Annotated in this window: 16 protein-coding genes; 10 read left to right on the top strand and 6 right to left on the bottom strand. The window is 72.0% G+C overall.

The window, feature by feature from the left end; genetic code table 11:
* Positions 1-153: 153 nt before the first annotated feature.
* The 8 genes from AB0M59_RS01920 to AB0M59_RS01885 all read left to right on the top strand — a co-directional run bounded on the left by AB0M59_RS01920 (position 154) and on the right by AB0M59_RS01885 (position 8,741).
* The gene (locus AB0M59_RS01920; protein ID WP_364606937.1) at positions 154-849 is read left to right on the top strand and encodes a response regulator transcription factor; all 696 of its coding nucleotides are present in this window, start codon (positions 154-156) and stop codon (positions 847-849) included.
* Positions 846-2,231, top strand: coding sequence for a HAMP domain-containing sensor histidine kinase (locus AB0M59_RS01915; RefSeq protein ID WP_364606934.1), 1,386 nt, complete (start codon positions 846-848; stop codon positions 2,229-2,231). Before AB0M59_RS01920 ends, AB0M59_RS01915 begins: the two co-directional genes overlap by 4 nt.
* Before the next feature lie 56 nt (positions 2,232-2,287).
* The gene (locus AB0M59_RS01910) at positions 2,288-2,953 is read left to right on the top strand and encodes a DUF998 domain-containing protein (protein ID WP_364606931.1); all 666 of its coding nucleotides are present in this window, start codon (positions 2,288-2,290) and stop codon (positions 2,951-2,953) included.
* Positions 2,950-3,084, top strand: coding sequence for a hypothetical protein (locus AB0M59_RS01905; protein ID WP_364606928.1), 135 nt, complete (start codon positions 2,950-2,952; stop codon positions 3,082-3,084). Before AB0M59_RS01910 ends, AB0M59_RS01905 begins: the two co-directional genes overlap by 4 nt.
* Positions 3,081-5,060, top strand: coding sequence for a glycosyltransferase (locus tag AB0M59_RS01900; protein WP_364606925.1), 1,980 nt, complete (start codon positions 3,081-3,083; stop codon positions 5,058-5,060). The genes AB0M59_RS01905 and AB0M59_RS01900 overlap by 4 nt, the downstream gene beginning before the upstream one ends.
* Before the next feature lie 100 nt (positions 5,061-5,160).
* Positions 5,161-6,444, top strand: coding sequence for a phosphopyruvate hydratase (gene eno / locus AB0M59_RS01895; RefSeq protein WP_364606922.1), 1,284 nt, complete (start codon positions 5,161-5,163; stop codon positions 6,442-6,444).
* A gap of 37 nt (positions 6,445-6,481) precedes the next feature.
* Positions 6,482-7,936: a phospholipase D family protein gene (locus tag AB0M59_RS01890; RefSeq protein WP_364606919.1), complete on the top strand. Its 1,455-nt coding sequence runs from the start codon at positions 6,482-6,484 to the stop codon at positions 7,934-7,936.
* A 34-nt stretch (positions 7,937-7,970) separates the two neighbouring features.
* Entirely contained in the window at positions 7,971-8,741 is a 771-nt protein-coding gene (locus AB0M59_RS01885; protein WP_364606916.1) for an isocitrate lyase/phosphoenolpyruvate mutase family protein, read from the top strand.
* On the opposite strand, the gene AB0M59_RS01880 is transcribed toward AB0M59_RS01885, so the two are convergent.
* From AB0M59_RS01880 to AB0M59_RS01870, 3 genes are all read right to left on the bottom strand, one after another.
* On the bottom strand, positions 8,742-10,316 hold the full coding sequence (locus AB0M59_RS01880; protein WP_364606913.1) for a succinic semialdehyde dehydrogenase: 1,575 nt from the start codon (positions 10,314-10,316) through the stop codon (positions 8,742-8,744). It abuts the gene before it with no gap.
* Positions 10,313-11,941, bottom strand: coding sequence for a GMC family oxidoreductase N-terminal domain-containing protein (locus AB0M59_RS01875; protein ID WP_364606910.1), 1,629 nt, complete (start codon positions 11,939-11,941; stop codon positions 10,313-10,315). The genes AB0M59_RS01880 and AB0M59_RS01875 overlap by 4 nt, the downstream gene beginning before the upstream one ends.
* A gap of 91 nt (positions 11,942-12,032) precedes the next feature.
* Positions 12,033-12,353, bottom strand: a complete 321-nt coding sequence (locus AB0M59_RS01870; RefSeq protein ID WP_364606907.1) for a hypothetical protein — start codon at positions 12,351-12,353, stop codon at positions 12,033-12,035.
* A gap of 142 nt (positions 12,354-12,495) precedes the next feature.
* Here AB0M59_RS01870 and AB0M59_RS01865 point away from each other — a divergent pair, with 142 nt between their 5' ends.
* Positions 12,496-13,170 carry a DUF4190 domain-containing protein gene (locus tag AB0M59_RS01865; RefSeq protein WP_364606904.1) on the top strand — a complete coding sequence of 225 codons (675 nt, stop codon included), beginning with the start codon at positions 12,496-12,498 and terminating at the stop codon, positions 13,168-13,170.
* A 22-nt stretch (positions 13,171-13,192) separates the two neighbouring features.
* Here the strand turns inward: AB0M59_RS01865 and AB0M59_RS01860 are convergent, their stop codons facing one another.
* Entirely contained in the window at positions 13,193-13,801 is a 609-nt protein-coding gene (locus AB0M59_RS01860; protein ID WP_364606901.1) for a TetR family transcriptional regulator, read from the bottom strand.
* Positions 13,802-13,858: 57 nt separating this feature from the next.
* Here AB0M59_RS01860 and AB0M59_RS01855 point away from each other — a divergent pair, with 57 nt between their 5' ends.
* Complete coding sequence (locus tag AB0M59_RS01855) at positions 13,859-14,296, top strand: SRPBCC domain-containing protein (protein ID WP_364606898.1); 438 nt, start codon at positions 13,859-13,861, stop codon at positions 14,294-14,296.
* A 15-nt stretch (positions 14,297-14,311) separates the two neighbouring features.
* On the opposite strand, the gene mftR is transcribed toward AB0M59_RS01855, so the two are convergent.
* Positions 14,312-14,953 (bottom strand): mycofactocin system transcriptional regulator, encoded by a 642-nt coding sequence (mftR, locus tag AB0M59_RS01850; RefSeq protein ID WP_364606895.1) that lies wholly within the window; start codon positions 14,951-14,953, stop codon positions 14,312-14,314.
* A gap of 257 nt (positions 14,954-15,210) precedes the next feature.
* Positions 15,211-15,639, bottom strand: a complete 429-nt coding sequence (locus AB0M59_RS01845) for a MerR family transcriptional regulator (protein WP_364606892.1) — start codon at positions 15,637-15,639, stop codon at positions 15,211-15,213.
* Positions 15,640-15,649: the final 10 nt, after the last annotated feature.

Below are 15,649 nucleotides of genomic sequence, written 5' to 3'. Positions count from 1 at the left end.
TCCGCGTCGGTGAAGTCCCCGACCCCGAGGCTAGCTCCGGAAATCGCGGCCGGACGCCTTCGATCGTTAACGTTCGATGAGAGTTGGCCGCCCCCGCGGCGACCTCGACTACAGTCACGGTGTGTCATCGGAAGCCGGAGGAAGGGGCACCGGGTGCACCTGGTGATCGTCGACGACGAGACGGCGGTGCAGGACTCGCTGTCGCGCACCCTGCGCTTCGAGGGCTACACCGTCTCGGTCGCCGGCGACGGGGCCGCCGGGCTCACGATGATCCGCGACGAAGCTCCCGACGGCGTCCTGCTCGACGTCACCATGCCGGTGCTCGGCGGCCTGGAGACGTGCCGGGTGCTGCGGGCCGAAGGCAACACGGTCCCGATCCTCATGCTGACCGCGCGGACCGCGGTCACCGACCGGGTCGCCGGGCTCGACGCGGGCGCCGACGACTACCTCGTCAAGCCGTTCGCGCTGCAGGAGCTGCTGGCCCGGGTGCGCGCGCTGCTGCGGCGCACCGACTACAACACCCCGCCCGCGCCCGCCGCTCCCCCGGCGCTGCGGTTCGCCGACGTGGCACTGGACCCGGCGACGCGGGAGGTGTTCCGCGGTGCGCGGCCGGTGCACCTGACCCGGACCGAGTTCGCGATGCTCGAGACGTTCCTGCGCCACCCGCGGATCGTGCTGACCCGCACCGTGATGTTCGAGAATGTGTGGGGCTACGACTTCGGGACCGCGTCCAACGGCCTCGACGTCTACGTGAGCTACCTCCGCCGCAAGCTGGAGGCCGAGGGAGAGCCCCGGTTGCTGCACACCGTGCGCGGCGTCGGCTACGTGCTGCGCGAGGAACCGCTGTGAAACGGCCCCGCTGGAAGACGCTGTCGCTGCGGGCCCGGCTGGGCGTGCTCGTGGCCGCCGCGGTGGCGATCGCCGTGGTCACCGTGTCGGCGAGCTCGTGGAGCATCACCCGGGCGAACCTCTACGACCAGTTCGACGCCCGGCTGCAGTCCTACGCCCAGCTGGCGGCGAAGACGTCGTCCCCGGAGGAAGCACTGGAAACCCTCCGGTCCACCGAAGACGGCCCCGGGTTCGGCCAAGACGGCGGGCTGACCGTGCGGTTCCTGTCCGCCACCGGGACCGAGACGGGCATCGCGGGCGCGCTGTCGTTCCTCCCGCGCGCGCCGGACGAGCCCGTCGCGCCGACGGCGGACGGCCACACTCCCACCGTCCGCCGCGTCGGCGGGGACCGGTTCCGCGTGTGGACGGCCCAGCGGGCCGGCGGTGGGACGGTCGAAGTCGCCCAGGACTCCGAAGACATCGAGGACACGCTGGCCCGCCTGGGTGTCTGGCTCCTCGTCGTGTCGCTGGGCGGTGTGCTCGGGGCGACGCTGGCCGGCCGGGCCGTCGCCCGCTCGGCGCTGCGCCCGGTGGACGACCTGACCGCGGCGGCCGAGGACATCGCCCGGACGCAGGAGCTGTCGGCGGCCATCGACGTCACCGCGACGGGCGAGATCGGGCGGCTGGCGACGTCGTTCAACGAGATGCTCGGCGCGCTGGGGCGCTCCCGGGACGAGCAGCGGCGGCTCGCCGAGGACGCCGGTCACGAGCTGCGCACGCCGTTGACGAGCCTGCGCAACAACATCGAGCTGCTCATCCACGCCGAGGCGAACCCTGAGCGGCAGCTGTCGGCCGAGGACCGCTCGCGGCTGCTGGCCGACCTCGACACCCAGGCCACCGAGCTCACCGCGCTGATCGGCGAGCTGGTCGACCTGTCCACCGGGGAGCGGCCGAGCGAGGCGACGGAACGGCTGGCGCTGGCCGACGTCGTCGGCTCGGCTCTCGAACGCACGCGCTCGCGGTGGCCGAAGGTGTCCTTCACGGCCGAACTGACCGACGCGGAAGTCGTCGCCCGGCCGGCGGCGCTGGAACGGGCGGTGCTGAACGTGCTCGACAACGCCGCGAAGTGGTCGCCGCCCGGGGGAACGGTGCGGGTGTCGATGGCGGTGACGTCGATGGCGGTGCGGGTGCGCGTCGACGACGAAGGCCCGGGAATCGCCGAAGCCGACCTGCCGCACGTCTTCGAGCGGTTCTACCGCGCCGACGCGGCCCGCGCGCTGCCCGGCTCGGGGCTCGGGCTCGCGATCGTCGACCAGGTGCTGACGCAGCACGGCGGGCACGCCTCGGCGTCGCGGGCCGACACCGGCGGCGCGCGGTTCGACTTGGTCCTGCCGTCTTCTTAAGGAAACTGCGCGCGATCTTCATCGAACTCTCATGGACGGCCAGCACTGTCTGACAGGTGACCCCACGGCCGACGCCCGCGACCTTGACGCTTGTCCTGGCCCTCATCGCCCAGGCGATCATGGCCGGGTTGACGGTCGGTTTCGCCGGCCCGGTCGACCCCCTGCGCGACCCGGTCAGCGACTACGCGTGGCACCACGGCGGCCGGTTCCTGTTCACGCTGGCGGTGTTGTTGCTCCTCGCGGCGGCGGTGACCCTCGCGGTCGCGGCCCGCCTCGCGGCGCTGCCGCTGCCGCCGCGCGTGATCGTCCTCTTCGGACTGTGGGCGGCCGGGCTGGTGGTGGTCGCGGTGTTCCCGAGCAACGTCAGCGCGGCGGACCCGACGACGTCCGGTTCGATCCACCGTGCGGGCGGGGCGGTGCTGTTCGCCAGCCTTCCGTCGGCGGCTTGGGCGTTGAGCATCCGGCTGCGGTCGGAGGCGCGCTGGCTGGGTGTGGCGCCGCTGGTCAGGCGGGGCGCGGTCGCCGGGGTCGTGACGGCGACGGCATTCGGGGTGGCGCAGGTGGTCGGCTGGCTCCCGGCCGGCCTGCTGGAGCGGCTGGCGCTGCTGGCGGAGTTCCTGATCATCGCCACGGTGGCGACGGCGGCGCGGCGGGGAGTCGACGCCGGGATGCCCGCGGGCGATGCCGCGACCGCGCCTGTGGCAAGGCGGGCCGACCGATGACCACGCGCTCCTTCGCCTGTGCGCTGCCCGGCGCGGCACTGTTCGCGGCAGCAGCGCCGCGGCGGACTCGGCCGATGACCACGCCCGCCGCCGCACCGCTCGGCGCCACGCCACAGCAGGCCGACCGATGACCGCGCTCGCCGTCGTCTGCGCACTGCTCGGCGCCGCGCTCTTCGCGGCCGCCGCGGTCCGGCAGCATGCCGAGGTCGCCGGCCTCGGCACCGAGGGCAGCCCCGGCCTGCGCGCCCTCGCGCGGCTCCTGCGGTCCCCCGGCTGGTGGACCGGCACCGGGCTGGCCATCGGGGGCAGCCTCCTCCACCTCGTCGCCCTCTCGCTCGCCCCTCTTCCCGTCGTCCAGCCGCTCGGGGTGCTCAGCCTCGTCCTCACCGTCGTCTTCGGGCGGCGGGTCCGGGACCGCCGGATACTGACCGCCGTCGTGCTCGTCGTGGCGGGCGTGGCCGGGTTCGTGGCGCTCGCCGCGTCGACCGCCACCGCCACTTCGATCACCGCCGGCACCGCCGAGGCGGTCGCCCTCGCCGGATTCGGGATCGCCGCCGTCGCGTGGCGAACCCGGGCGGGCTGCGCCGTGCTCTCCGCCGCGGCGGCCGTCCTCTTCGGACTCGGCTCGGCGGTCGTGCACGCCGCCGCTTCCCAGTCGCCCGGCGTGGCTGTGCTGCTCGGCGGCCAGGCCCTGCTGCTGCTCGGCGCCGGGGGCGTGGTCCTGCACCGCGCCTACGCCGCCGGGCCCACCGCCGTCGTCGTCGGCACCACCACCGTCCTCGACCCGCTCACCGCCGTCGCCGTCGCGTCCCTGGCCTACGGCGAGGCCCCGAAACCCGCCGCCGCGATCGCCGCGGTCGTCGCTCTCGCCGGTGTGCGCGTGCTCGCCGGTGCCGTCCCGCCAGCCCGTTCCCGAGCCGAGGAGATCCCTGTGCCCCCGTCGTCCGGCCTTCGCGTCCTGATCGGTGCCGACACGTTCCCGCCCAACATCAACGGTGCCGCCTTCTTCGCCGAACGTCTCGCCAAAGGACTCGCGCGACGCGGCCACGACGTCCACGTCGCCTGCCCCTCCGACGCCGGTCCGGCCGGGACCGAGCAGCGCGACGGCTACACCGTCCACCGGATCCGGTCGCGGGCCATCCCGTTCCACGGGGACTACCGTTTCTGCACCCCGGCCGGCGCCTGCAAGGCTGTCGGACCGCTCCTGGACCGGCTCCGGCCCGACGTCGTGCACGTCCAAGCCCACTTCGGCGTCGGGCGCGCCCTGCTCGGAGCCGCGGCGGCGCGCGGGATCCCGGGGATGGCCACGAACCACTTCATGCCGGACAACCTGCTCGGCTACACGCCGTTCCCCCGCCGCGTGCGGGAAACGCTCGCCCGCTGGGCGTGGCGCGACCTCCGGCGCGTCTACCGCGACGCGCGCCTGGTGACCACGCCGACCCCGCGCGCGGCCGAGGTGCTGGCCGGGATCGGGCTCGAGCGCGCGGTCGAGGTCGTGTCCTGCGGCATCGACCTCGCCCACTACGCCGCCGCCGCGCGGCCGGCCGGCGAACCGATGTCGGTGCTGTTCGTCGGCCGCCTGGACGCGGAGAAGAACGTCGACCAGCTGTTGCGCGCGCTCGCCCCGCTGCCGCACGTCCGCGCGGACCTCGTCGGCGACGGCACCCGGCGGGCCGAGCTGACCTCCCTCGCCGCCGACTTGGGCATCGCCGGCCGCGTGACGTTCCACGGCTTCGTGTCGGACGCGGAGCTCGTCCGCCGGTACGCCGCCGCCGACGTCTTCTGCATGCCCGGCACGGCCGAACTGCAGAGCCTCGCCACGATGGAGGCGATGGCCGCCGGGCTGCCCGTCGTCGCCGCGGACGCGCTCGCCCTGCCGCACCTCGTGCACCACGGCGCCAACGGCTACCTGTTCGAACCGGGCGCCGTCACGACCCTCTCGCGGTGGATCGCCGAGCTGGCCGCCGATCCGGCCGAGCGGGTCCGCATGGGCGCGCGGTCGCGGGCCCTCGTCGCCCGCCACGACATCGACGGCGCGCTGAGCGCTTTCGAGGCGCAGTACCGGATCCTGCTCGGCGTGCCGGCCGTCGCCGCACCGGCCGCGTGATTGCCCCTTATCGATTCAGACACCCTCTGCTAGCCTGCGGCACGGACCCGCGCACGGCAGCGCCGCCGGCGCCCCTGGGGAACATCTTCAAGGAGCTGAAATGACGGCAATCGCCCGTGTTCATGGTCGTGAAGTGCTCGACAGCCGGGGCAACCCGACCGTCGAGGTGGACGTCGTGCTGGCGGACGGCTCGCTGGGCCGGGCCGCCGTCCCGTCGGGTGCCTCCACCGGCACGCGGGAGGCGGTCGAACTCCGCGACGGCGACAAAGCCCGCTACCACGGCAAAGGGGTCCGCAAGGCCGTCACGGCGGTCAACACCGAGCTCGCCGAAGCGGTCATCGGGCTGAACGCCGAAGCCCAGTCCGAGGTCGACGCCGCGCTGATCGCGGCCGACGGGACGGCGAACAAGGCCCGGGTCGGCGCCAACGCCACGCTCGGGATCTCCCTGGCCGTCGCGAAAGCGGCCGCGGCGGCGAACACCCTGCCGCTGTACCGCTACGTCGGCGGCGTCTTCGCCCACCAGCTGCCGATGCCGATGATGAACATCATCAACGGCGGCGCGCACGCCGACAACCCGATCGACTTCCAGGAGTTCATGATCGGCCCGGTCGGCGCGACGACCTTCGCCGAGGCCGTCCGGATGGGCTCGGAGGTCTTCCACACGCTGCGCGCGTCGCTGAAGAAGGCCGGGCACGGCACCAACGTCGGCGACGAAGGCGGCTTCGCGCCCAACCTCGCGTCGGCCGACGAAGCGCTCGAGTTCGTCGTCCGCGCGATCGAGGAGAGCGGCTACACCCCCGGCGAGGACATCGCGCTGCTGCTCGACCCGGCCGCGTCGGAGTTCTACGACAACGGCGTCTACGACTACCGCGGCGAGGGCCGCAAGCGCAGCGTCGAGGAGCACGTCGCCTACCTCGCCGACCTGACCACGCGGTTCCCGATCGTCTCCATCGAGGACGGCCTCGCGCAGGACGACTACGACGGCTGGAAGCAGCTCACCGACGGCATCGGCGACCGCGTGCAGCTCGTCGGCGACGACGTCTTCTGCACCAACGTCAAGCTGCTGCAGGACGGGATCGACCGCGGGATCGCGAACTCGATCCTGGTCAAGGTCAACCAGATCGGCACGCTCACCGAGACGCTGCTGACCGTCGACACCGCGCACAAGGCCGGCTACTCGGCCGTGATGTCCCACCGCTCCGGCGAAACCGAGGACACCACGATCGCCGACCTCGCCGTCGCCACCGGCTGCGGCCAGATCAAGACGGGTTCGCTGTCGCGCTCCGACCGCACGGCCAAGTACAACCAGCTCATCCGCATCGAGGAGGAGCTGGGCGCCGAAGCCCGGTACGCCGGCCGCGCCACCCTGCGCGGCAGCCGCTGATCGGCGAACCGGGCCGATCTGTAGTGACATAGGACGGGTGAAGTCTTTTCACTCGTTCTTGGACAAGGTAGACGAACGGCTCGGCGACGGGCTCGAGCACGTCCTGTGCGCCCACCACCAGCGCCGCCTTCGCGCGCTGGGGTGGGGCGACGTGCTCGAGCCGGGCGGCGCGGAAGACCGGCTCGGCGGCCGGGCCGCGGTCCGCGACGGCAACCGCGTCGAGATCCTGATCGACGGCGAGGAGACCCTGCCGGCGATCGAGGACGCCATCCGCGGCGCGAAGTCCCACGTGCACATCGCCAACTGGCACGCGAGCGCGGACTTCCGGCTGACGCGCGAGCCCGGCGCCCTCACCCTGCGGGAGTTGCTGGCCGAGACCGCCGAGCGCGGCGTCGAAGTCCGGGTCCTGCTGTGGGCCGGGCCGCCGGTGCCGGCGTTCCAGCCGACGCGGGGCCTGGCGCAGCGGGAGCAGCGGAAGTTCACCGACGGCTCGGCCGTGCGCTGTGTGCTGGACTCCCGCGAGCGGACCATGCACTGCCACCACGAGAAGCTCGTGGTGGTCGACGACGAGATCGCGTTCGTCGGCGGCGTCGACTTCACCGCGCTGGAGGGCGACCGCCACGACAGCCCGGACCACCCGCCGCGGCCGATCGGCTGGCACGACTTGGCGTCCCGGCTCGCCGGCCCGATCGTCGCCGACGTCGCCGACCACTTCCGGCGACGGTGGACGGAGGTCGCGGACGAGGACCTGCCGGCACCGGCCGTGCCGGGACCGGCCGGCGGCACCCGTGTCCAGCTGCTGCGCACGGTGCCGAACAGCACGTACGACTTCGCGCCGAAGGGCGAGTTCACCATCCTCGACGGCTACCTGCGGGCGCTGCGGTCGGCGCGCCGGCTGGTCTACCTGGAAAACCAGTTCCTGTGGTCGCCCGAGATCGCCGAAGTGCTTCTCGACAAGCTGCGCAACCCGCCCGACGACCGCTTCCGCATGGTCCTGCTGCTGCCGCGGAAACCGAGCAACGGCGCCGACACCACCCGCGGCCAGCTGGGGCGGCTGCTCGACGCCGACGACGGCCACGGCCGTCTGCTCGCCACGACGATCAGCGCGCATGACGGCGACGCCTCCTCCCCCGTCTACGTCCACGCGAAGCTCGGCATCGTCGACGACGAGTGGCTGACCGTCGGGTCGGCGAACCTCAACGAGCACTCGCTGTTCAACGACACCGAGGTCAACATCGCGACCGACGACCCCGAGCTGGCCCGCACGACGCGGCTGCGCCTGTGGGCCGAGCACCTCGGCCGCGAGGTGGCCGAGGTGGACGGCGACCCGGCGGACGTCGTCGACGACCTCTGGCGGCCACTGGCGGAGGAGCAGGCGGAGCGCGAACGCCGGGGCGAGCGCCGCACCCACCGGCTCGTGCTGCTCCCCGGCGTGTCCCGGCGGGCGGGCCGGCTGCAAGGACCACTGCGTGGACTCCTCGTGGACGGCTGAAGCGAAGATCGGCGGCCCGCTCTAGATTGGCGGCATGACTTCCACCGCCGAGAAGGCCACCCGGCTGCAGGAGCTGCACGCCGCGCCCGAGCTGCTGCTCGTCGTCAACGTCTGGGACGCCATCACCGCCAAGGTCGTCGCCGAGACGCCCGGTACGCAGGCCCTCGCCACGCCCAGCCACGGTATCGCCGCCTCGCGCGGCTACCCGGACGGCGAGAAGATCCCGCGCGACGAAATGATCGCCGAGGTCGCGCTGATCGTGCGGACGGCGGGTGACCTGCCCGTCACCGCCGACCTCGAAGCGGGCTACGGCGATCCCGGCGGCACCATCGCCCGGGCGATCGAGGCCGGCGCGGTCGGCGCCAACCTCGAAGACCAGATGAAGCCCCTGGGCGACGCCGTGAAGGCGGTCGAAGCCGCCGTCGAGGCCGCGCAGAAGGCCGGGGTCGACTTCGTGCTCAACGCCCGCACCGACGCCTTCATCAAGACCGACCCCGAGACCGCGCTGACCGAGGCGATCACTCGCGGCCGCGCCTACCTCGACGCGGGCGCGTCCAACTTCTTCGTGCCCGGCAAGCTCGACGAGGCCCAGGTCGCGCGGCTCGTCGAAGAACTCGGCGAGCGCAAGGTCAACCTCATCGGCATCCCCGGCTCGATCCCGCTGGCCCGGGCGCAGGAGCTCGGCGTCTCCCGCGTGTCGTACGGCCCGTGGAGCCAGAACGTCGCCCTGACCGCGCTGGCCAAGCTCGCCGAAGACGTCTACGCCGGCGGCGGCCTGCCCGCCGACACCCGGAAGCTCAACTGATCAGCGGATACGCAGGCGACGCATGAGCTTCAGCCCGGACAGCATGCTTTCGACGTACTTCTCGTAGCCCTGTCCGGGCCGCGGGCCCATGACCTGCTTCTTCAGCACGGCCAGGTTCTGCCCGTCGGTGTACTTGAGCAGGCCCTGGTCGCCGTGGCGGGCGCCGACCCCGGAGCTCTTCACGCCTCCGGACGGCGTCCCCTTCGCGGCGAACGCGGTCGCGAGGATGTCGTTGACGTTCACGTTGCCGGACTCCAGGCGCGCCGCGACCGCTCGCGCGGCGCCGATGTCGCGGCCCCAGACCGAGGCGTTGAGGCCGTAGTCGGTGTCGTTGGCCAGCTCGACGGCCTCGTCGACGGTCCGGTACCGGTGCAGCGCGATGACCGGCCCGAACGTTTCGGTCACGCCGCAGACCATGTCCTTGGTGACGCCTTCGAGGATCGTCGGCTCGAAGAACGCGGGGCCGAGGTCGGGGCGCGGCTTGCCGCCGCAGAGCACGGTCGCGCCCTTCGCGACCGCGTCGTCGACGTGCTCCTTGACCCGGCGCATGTGGTCGGGCGAAACGAGTGAGCCCATGTCGGGCCCGAAGTCGTAGGCCGCGCGGACGTCCAGCGCGTTCGTGGCCGCCACGAACGCGTCCTTGAACTCGTCGTACCGGGACTCCGGCAGGTAGATCCGCTCGATGTGCATGCAGATCTGACCGGTGTTGCCGAACGCGCCGAAAATGGCGCCCTGCACGGCTTCCGCGATGTCGGCGTCGTCGAGGACGATCATCGGGTTCTTGCCGCCGAGCTCCAGGCAGCAGCCGATGAGGTTGCGCCCGGCCCGCTCGCCGATCACGCGTCCGGTGGCCGTGGAGCCGGTGAACATCACGTAGTCGGCCTGGTCGATCAGCGTCGGGCCGACGTCGGGGCCCTCGCCACAGACGACCTGGAACAGGCCCTCCGGCAGGCCGGCCTCCTCCAGCATCTTGATGCCGTAGAGCGGCGAAAGCGCGGTCTTGTTGTCCGGCTTCAGGACGACCGCGTTGCCGGCCATCAGCGCCGGGATAGCGTCGGAAATGCCGGTGGCGAACGGGAAGTTCCACGGCGCGATGATGCCGACGACTCCCTTGGGCTGCCGGACCTCGGTCGACGACGTCAGCAGCGGCACCGGCCCGCCGCGCTTGGTCGGCGCCAGCAGCTTGGCGGCCCGCCGCAGGTAGTGGCTCATCACCATCGCGGGGTCGCAGGTTTCTTCGATCGCCATCCGCCGGTTCTTGCCGCTCTCGACCTGGATGAGGTCGGTCACGGCCCGGGCGCGGTCGACGAAGAGCGCGTGCGCCCGCTTGAACACCGCCAGCCGTTGTTTGAGCGGCGTGGCGGCCCACCTGCGTTGCGCCTCGCGGGCGGCGGCGAACGCCTGCTCGATGTCGGCCGGCGTCGACTGCGGCAGCTCGACGAGCACGTCGCCGGTGTAGACCTCGGTGAGCTTCCAGGTTTCGCCGGACGAACCCGGCACGCGGGCGACCAGCTCGCGCAGGAACGCGTCGGTCACCGACGCCGGGCGGGTGAGTTCGAGCGGGGTCACGGTCACGATCCGCTCCCGAGGACGAGCCGAGCGCCCATTTCGCCGATCATGATGGCGGGCGCGTTGGTGTTGCCGCCGGTGATCGACGGCATGATCGAGGCGTCGCAGACCCGCAGGCCCTCGACGCCGCGCACCTTGAGGTCGGGACCGACGACCGCGAGCTCGTCGACGCCCATCCGGCAGGTTCCGACGCCGTGGTAGACCGACGTCGCGCGGTTGAGGATCGCGTCGCGCAGCTCCTGGCCGCGCAGGTTCGTGCCGGGGTGGATCTCTTCCTTGACCGCGCCCTTGAACGCCTTCGACGCGAAGATCTCGCGGACCATCTCCGAGCCCTCGGCGAGCACCTCCAGGTCGCCCGGATCGGACAGGTACTGGAAGTCGATGAGCGGCGCCGCCGTGGGGTCGGCCGACGCCAGCCGGAGCGTGCCGCGGCTCTTCGGGTAGATCAGCGTCGACAGCACAGTCAGCGCGGGGCGCTTGTCGACGTCGTGCCGGATCGGCGCGTCCTGGTTGGGCGAGACGTACGCCCACGGAAGGAGGTGCAGCTGGAGGTCGGGAACGGCGTCGGCCTGCGAGGTCTTCAGGAACGCGACCGCCTCGAAGACCGAGTTGGCCAGGAACGTGGTGCCGGGCTTCAGCAGCTCGCGGGCCAGGCCGCGGGCGAAGTACGACGCCGCGCCCTTGTTCTTGCTGGAGGACACGTGGAACGTCAGCGCGTGGAACATGTGGTCGTGCATGTTGTCCCCGACGGGCAGATCGGCGAGGACGTCGATGCCGTGCTCCTTGAGGTGCTCGGCGTGGCCGATCCCGGACAGCATGAGCAGCTGCGCGGAGCCGACGAACCCGGCGGAGAGGATGACCTCCTTGCCGGCGCGGATCGTGCGCGGCCGGCCGCCGTCGACGACCTCGACGCCGACGGCGCGGCCGTTCTCGAAGAGGACCTTCTTCACCAGCACGCCGGACTGCAGTTGGAGGGTCGGCGGCGCGAGGTGGTGGAGGTAGCCGCGTGAGGCGCTGTAGCGGAGGCCGTCGGCGGCATTCTGCTGCATCCGGCTGACGCCCTCTTGGGACTCGGCGTTGTAGTCGTCGAGGACCTTGCAACCGAGCGCGTCGGACGTGGCGTCGATGAACTGCAGCGAGCCTTCCTGCGGGGTCTTGGCACGGGTGACCCGGATCGGGCCGCCCGCGCCCCGGAACGCGTTCTCGCCGTCCTCGAAGTCCTCCATGCGCTTGTAGGCGGCGTTGACGCGGTCGGCGTCCCAGCCGGTGTTGCCCTCGGCGGCCCAGGAGTCGAAGTTGGCGCGGTTGCCGCGGACGTAGACCATGCCGTTGATGGAGCTGGAGCCGCCGACGACCTTGCCGCGCGGCACCGGCATCCGGCGATCGAGAACGTGTTTCTGCGGGATGCCGTAGAAGCCCCAGTCGTTGAGGGCCTTGAGCTGCGGCACCGCGTGCATCGGGCCCACCAGCCCGGGCTTCTTGACCAGCAGCTGCTCGTCGCTCTTCCCGGCTTCGAGGACGATCACGCTGGCCCCGGACTGCGCCAGCCGGCCCGCGATCGCCGCCCCCGAGCTCCCCGACCCGACGACGACGTAGTCGGCCTCGTCGCCGCGCGGCGCCTTCTTCGCCATGTCCGCTCCTCGATCCGGCCCGCCACAAACTATAACCTGTTCTAGTTTGCTCACGGTATAGCTTCGCCGCCTCGGAGCGCAACGGGTACTCCTACGTCACGCCCATGGCCTTCTTGATCTCCGCGACGAGCTTGCGCACCTGGCCGGCGTCCACGCTGTTGTAACAGAACGTGTTCATGTCCACCTGGTCCCCGCCGCTGGCGGGGTTCTTCACAACTTCGGTGGAGGCGCCGTCGACGACGAACGTCAGCCGTCCCGGCCGGGAGAACCCGGGCTCGGAGTTGCTGATTCTCTTGATCTTCGTGACGCTGAAGGTGTGCTTGCGGTCGGTGCCGAAGAGGCCGTCCTTGAGGGCCGCGCTGATGGTGACTTCCGTGCCGCTGAACCGGATCGAGCGCCGTCTGGCGTGCATGCTTCCTCCCCGCGAAGCCGGAGGAAAAACTGTAAGCAGTCACCCCATCGAGCGACAAGGCGTCAAGTGTGACATCGCGTCACGATCCGCCACTATGCTCAGGCCGGGCGTCCGTTCGGCGGCGTCCGGCAGAGGGGGATCCATGTCCGAGCAGTACCCACCCGGCGCCACGCCGCCCAACCCGCCGCAGTGGATGCAGGTGGCGCCGGCGCCGCCCGGGCCCCGGGGGCGCAACACGTTCGCGGTCGCGTCGCTGATCTTGGGGATCCTGGGCGTCTGCGGGTTCTCGCTCGTGCTCGGACTGATCTTCGGCATCGTGGCGCTGGTGCAGATCGGCCGGACCAACCAGACCGGCCGCGGGATGGCGATCGCCGGGATCGTGATCAGCCTGGTGTGGGTGGGTGCGCTGACGATCGGCGTGATCGTCCTGGTGAACCGCGCCGAACTCCTGGGAACGACCCCGACGATCGTCGGCTTGAAGCCCGGCGAGTGCTACACGACGCCGCCGGCGTACAGCCTCGACGCGACGAAAGTGTCGTGCACGGTTCCCCATGACGGCGAAGCGTTCGCGACGGTGCCGCTGAAAGGCTACTTCGAGGGCGAGTACCCGGGCGAGGACACCCTGGAAGCCCAGGCGAAGGCCGGCTGCGATGCCCAGCGTGCGGCGATGTTCGGGCCGGGGTACGTCCCGCCGGTCGAAGCCTCGGTGGGGGTCTTCTACCCCGACAGCAAGGCTTGGCTGGCCGGGAAGTCCGCTGCGGTGTGCACCTTTCAGGTCACTTCGGAGCAGCAGTTGACGGGGCCGCTCCCCCACTGAACCAGCAGTTCACCGGCGCCGGTCAGAGTCCCTGCCGCAGCGCGTCGGCCGCCCGGGCGAGGTCCGCGCGGACCTCCCGGGCCGCCCGCGCCGCGCCCTTCGCCTGGTGTCGCTGGAGACTCAGCGCGTACACGTTCCACAGCCCCGTGACCGCCGCCGCCGTGATGCGGACGATCGGGTCGTCGGGCGTGGCGCCTGATCGGGTGGCCAGCGCCTCGACCGCGGCCTCCGTCAGCCGGTCGCGGGCCGCTCGGTGGTGCGCCACCAGCGCCGGGGTCGTCCGGATCAGCTCGCCGAACCGGCGGACCTCCGCCCAGCTGTGCCGCCGCGCCGACGCGACCAGGAAGTCCAGCTCCTCGCCGAGCACCTCGAGCGCCGCGTCCAGGGGCGCGGTGTCGGCGAGCCGCGCGCTCAGCGCCTCCACCTGCGGGTCCCAGCGGTCGGCGAGCAGCGCTTCCTTGCTGCCGAAGTGGTTGAAGACCGTCTTTTCGGTGACCCCGCACGCGCGCGCGACGTCGGCGACGCGGACCGCGTCGAACCCGCGCTCCAGGAACATCACGGTCGCCGTGTCCGACAGCTGCTGCCGCAGTTCGCGCTTCCGCCGCTCCCGCAGCGTCTCGGGTTCCCGCACCGGCCCATCGTACAGCAGGAGTACTGTTTACAGTGACTGTAACGAATGGAGCGACCCATGAGCGAGTTCGAGATCGTCCGCGAGTACCCGCAGCCCCGCCCCCGGGTCTGGCGCGCCCTCACCGACCCGGCCCTGGTCCCGCGCTGGACGTCGACCGGCCGCGGCGGCAGACCCGAAGGTTTCGCACCCGAAGTCGGCACGAAGTTCCGGTTCGTCGGCCGGCCGGTCCCGGGCTGGGACGGCATCGTCCGCTGCGAAATCCTCGCGGCCGACGCACCCGAACTCCTGAGCTTCAGCTGGCGCAACGAGGAAACCGACCCACCCAGCACCGTGACGTGCCACCTCGCCGAGACGGCGACCGGGACCCGCCTCACCTACCGGCACACGGGGTTCCGCGGCGCCGGCGGGTTCTTCATGTCCCGGCTGCTGCACCGGGTCCGGCGCCGGATGCTCACCGAGGGCCTGCCCGGCGTCCTCGCCGAACGCGACTGGTAGCGCGCCGGACGGACGTCAGCCCGGCACCGGGTCGGGTTCAACCCCGAGCACGTCGTCGGCGAGCCCGGCCGCGAGAGCCCGCAGCGCCGCGTCCAGGTACACCGTCAAATCGGCGTCGGCGCGGGCGGACCAGCGGTCGTACGCCGCGCGGCAGGCCGCCAGCACCGCGCGCCCCACCACCAGCGGGTAGAGCGACTCCTCCGGCTGCCCGGATCGGCGGGCGACGAACGCGCTCACCGCGCGCTCCCACGCGTCGTAGTGCACCGCCGCGCTCGCGGCCAGGTCCGGCACCGTGCTCAGCAGCGTCATCCGCCTGCGCAGCTCCGGCACGTCGTCCGCGCGGTAGTGGTTGGCCGCCAGTACCGCGCGGCGGACCGCCTCCAGCACCGGCAGGTCCGCCGGCATTTCGGCCAGCAGGGCCCGGATCGTCGCGACCTCGGTGTCGAACTCGTTCCAGAGCACGTCCGCCTTGGCGTCGTAGTACCGGAAGAACGTCCGCCTGCTGACTCCGGCCGCGGTGGCGATCTGGTCGACGGTCGTCTCGTGGAAGCCCTGCTCACTGAACAGCCGCAGCGCGGCGACCTCTAGTTCGCGCGCGCTGGTGCCCGGCGGGCGGCCCCGGCGGTTCGCGGGCCGGGCGAGCACGTCATCGGTCATCCGGGTGCCGTTCCTTCGAGAGCCTTGATTATCGACACGCGGTGACATTACTCCCCGGGCGAGCTGAGCACCGCGGAGTGCAAGGCACTGATCGACGAGTTCGAGCCCATGCAGGTCTTCTACGTCACCGTCGGCGGCATCGACTCGACGCTGCCGGCCCTCGGGCACCGCAGCATCCACGATCTCGGCCGCGACGACGTCCGGATCCCGGAGACGTTCACCCGCACCCTGGGCACCGACGTCCCGGCCCCGACCCGTCAGTGCGAGTGGGCCTCTTCCAGAGTGGCTCCCGCCAGGCGGGCCGTGACCCCGCGGCGGAAGTTCGGGCAGTCGTGGACGTCCTCGCGCGGGCACGCCAGGCCGTGCGCGATCGCCGTGCGGGCGGCCTGTGCCTGGGCGATCCGCCGGTCGAGCTCGGCGAGCTTGCGTTCGTGCAGCTCGCGCCAGCCCTCCGCGGCCGACGTGCGCAGGTCCATGAGCGTCTTCAGTTCGCGCAGGGTGAACCCGACGTCCCGGAAGATCAGGATCTCGCCGACCAGCTCGACGGCCGAAGGCGGGTAACGCCGCTGGCCCGCGACCCGTTCCGGCGCCGGGAGCAGCCCCTGCTCCTCCCAGTACCGCAGCGCCGAGGTGGCCACGCCGGTGCGGTGGGCCAGCTCGCCGATCGTCAGCAGCTCCTCGGACATTTGACTTCGA

This window comes from Amycolatopsis sp. NPDC051371 (assembly GCF_040682155.1).
Lineage (GTDB): Bacteria > Actinomycetota > Actinomycetes > Mycobacteriales > Pseudonocardiaceae > Amycolatopsis.
This window is presented reverse-complemented; position numbering and strand designations above follow the sequence as displayed.

What these genes read in the sequence shown, in the direction of transcription:
- AB0M59_RS01905 (WP_364606928.1), top strand. Translation starts at nt 2,950, where the DNA reads ATGACCACGCGCTCCTTCGCCTGTGCGCTGCCCGGCGCGGCACTGTTC.
- AB0M59_RS01900 (WP_364606925.1), top strand. Translation starts at nt 3,081, where the DNA reads ATGACCGCGCTCGCCGTCGTCTGCGCACTGCTCGGCGCCGCGCTCTTC.
- eno (WP_364606922.1), top strand. Translation starts at nt 5,161, where the DNA reads ATGACGGCAATCGCCCGTGTTCATGGTCGTGAAGTGCTCGACAGCCGG.
- AB0M59_RS01885 (WP_364606916.1), top strand. Translation starts at nt 7,971, where the DNA reads ATGACTTCCACCGCCGAGAAGGCCACCCGGCTGCAGGAGCTGCACGCC.
- AB0M59_RS01875 (WP_364606910.1), bottom strand. Translation starts at nt 11,941, where the DNA reads ATGGCGAAGAAGGCGCCGCGCGGCGACGAGGCCGACTACGTCGTCGTC.
- AB0M59_RS01870 (WP_364606907.1), bottom strand. Translation starts at nt 12,353, where the DNA reads ATGCACGCCAGACGGCGCTCGATCCGGTTCAGCGGCACGGAAGTCACC.
- AB0M59_RS01865 (WP_364606904.1), top strand. Translation starts at nt 12,496, where the DNA reads ATGTCCGAGCAGTACCCACCCGGCGCCACGCCGCCCAACCCGCCGCAG.
- AB0M59_RS01855 (WP_364606898.1), top strand. Translation starts at nt 13,859, where the DNA reads ATGAGCGAGTTCGAGATCGTCCGCGAGTACCCGCAGCCCCGCCCCCGG.
- mftR (WP_364606895.1), bottom strand. Translation starts at nt 14,953, where the DNA reads ATGACCGATGACGTGCTCGCCCGGCCCGCGAACCGCCGGGGCCGCCCG.
- AB0M59_RS01845 (WP_364606892.1), bottom strand. Translation starts at nt 15,639, where the DNA reads ATGTCCGAGGAGCTGCTGACGATCGGCGAGCTGGCCCACCGCACCGGC.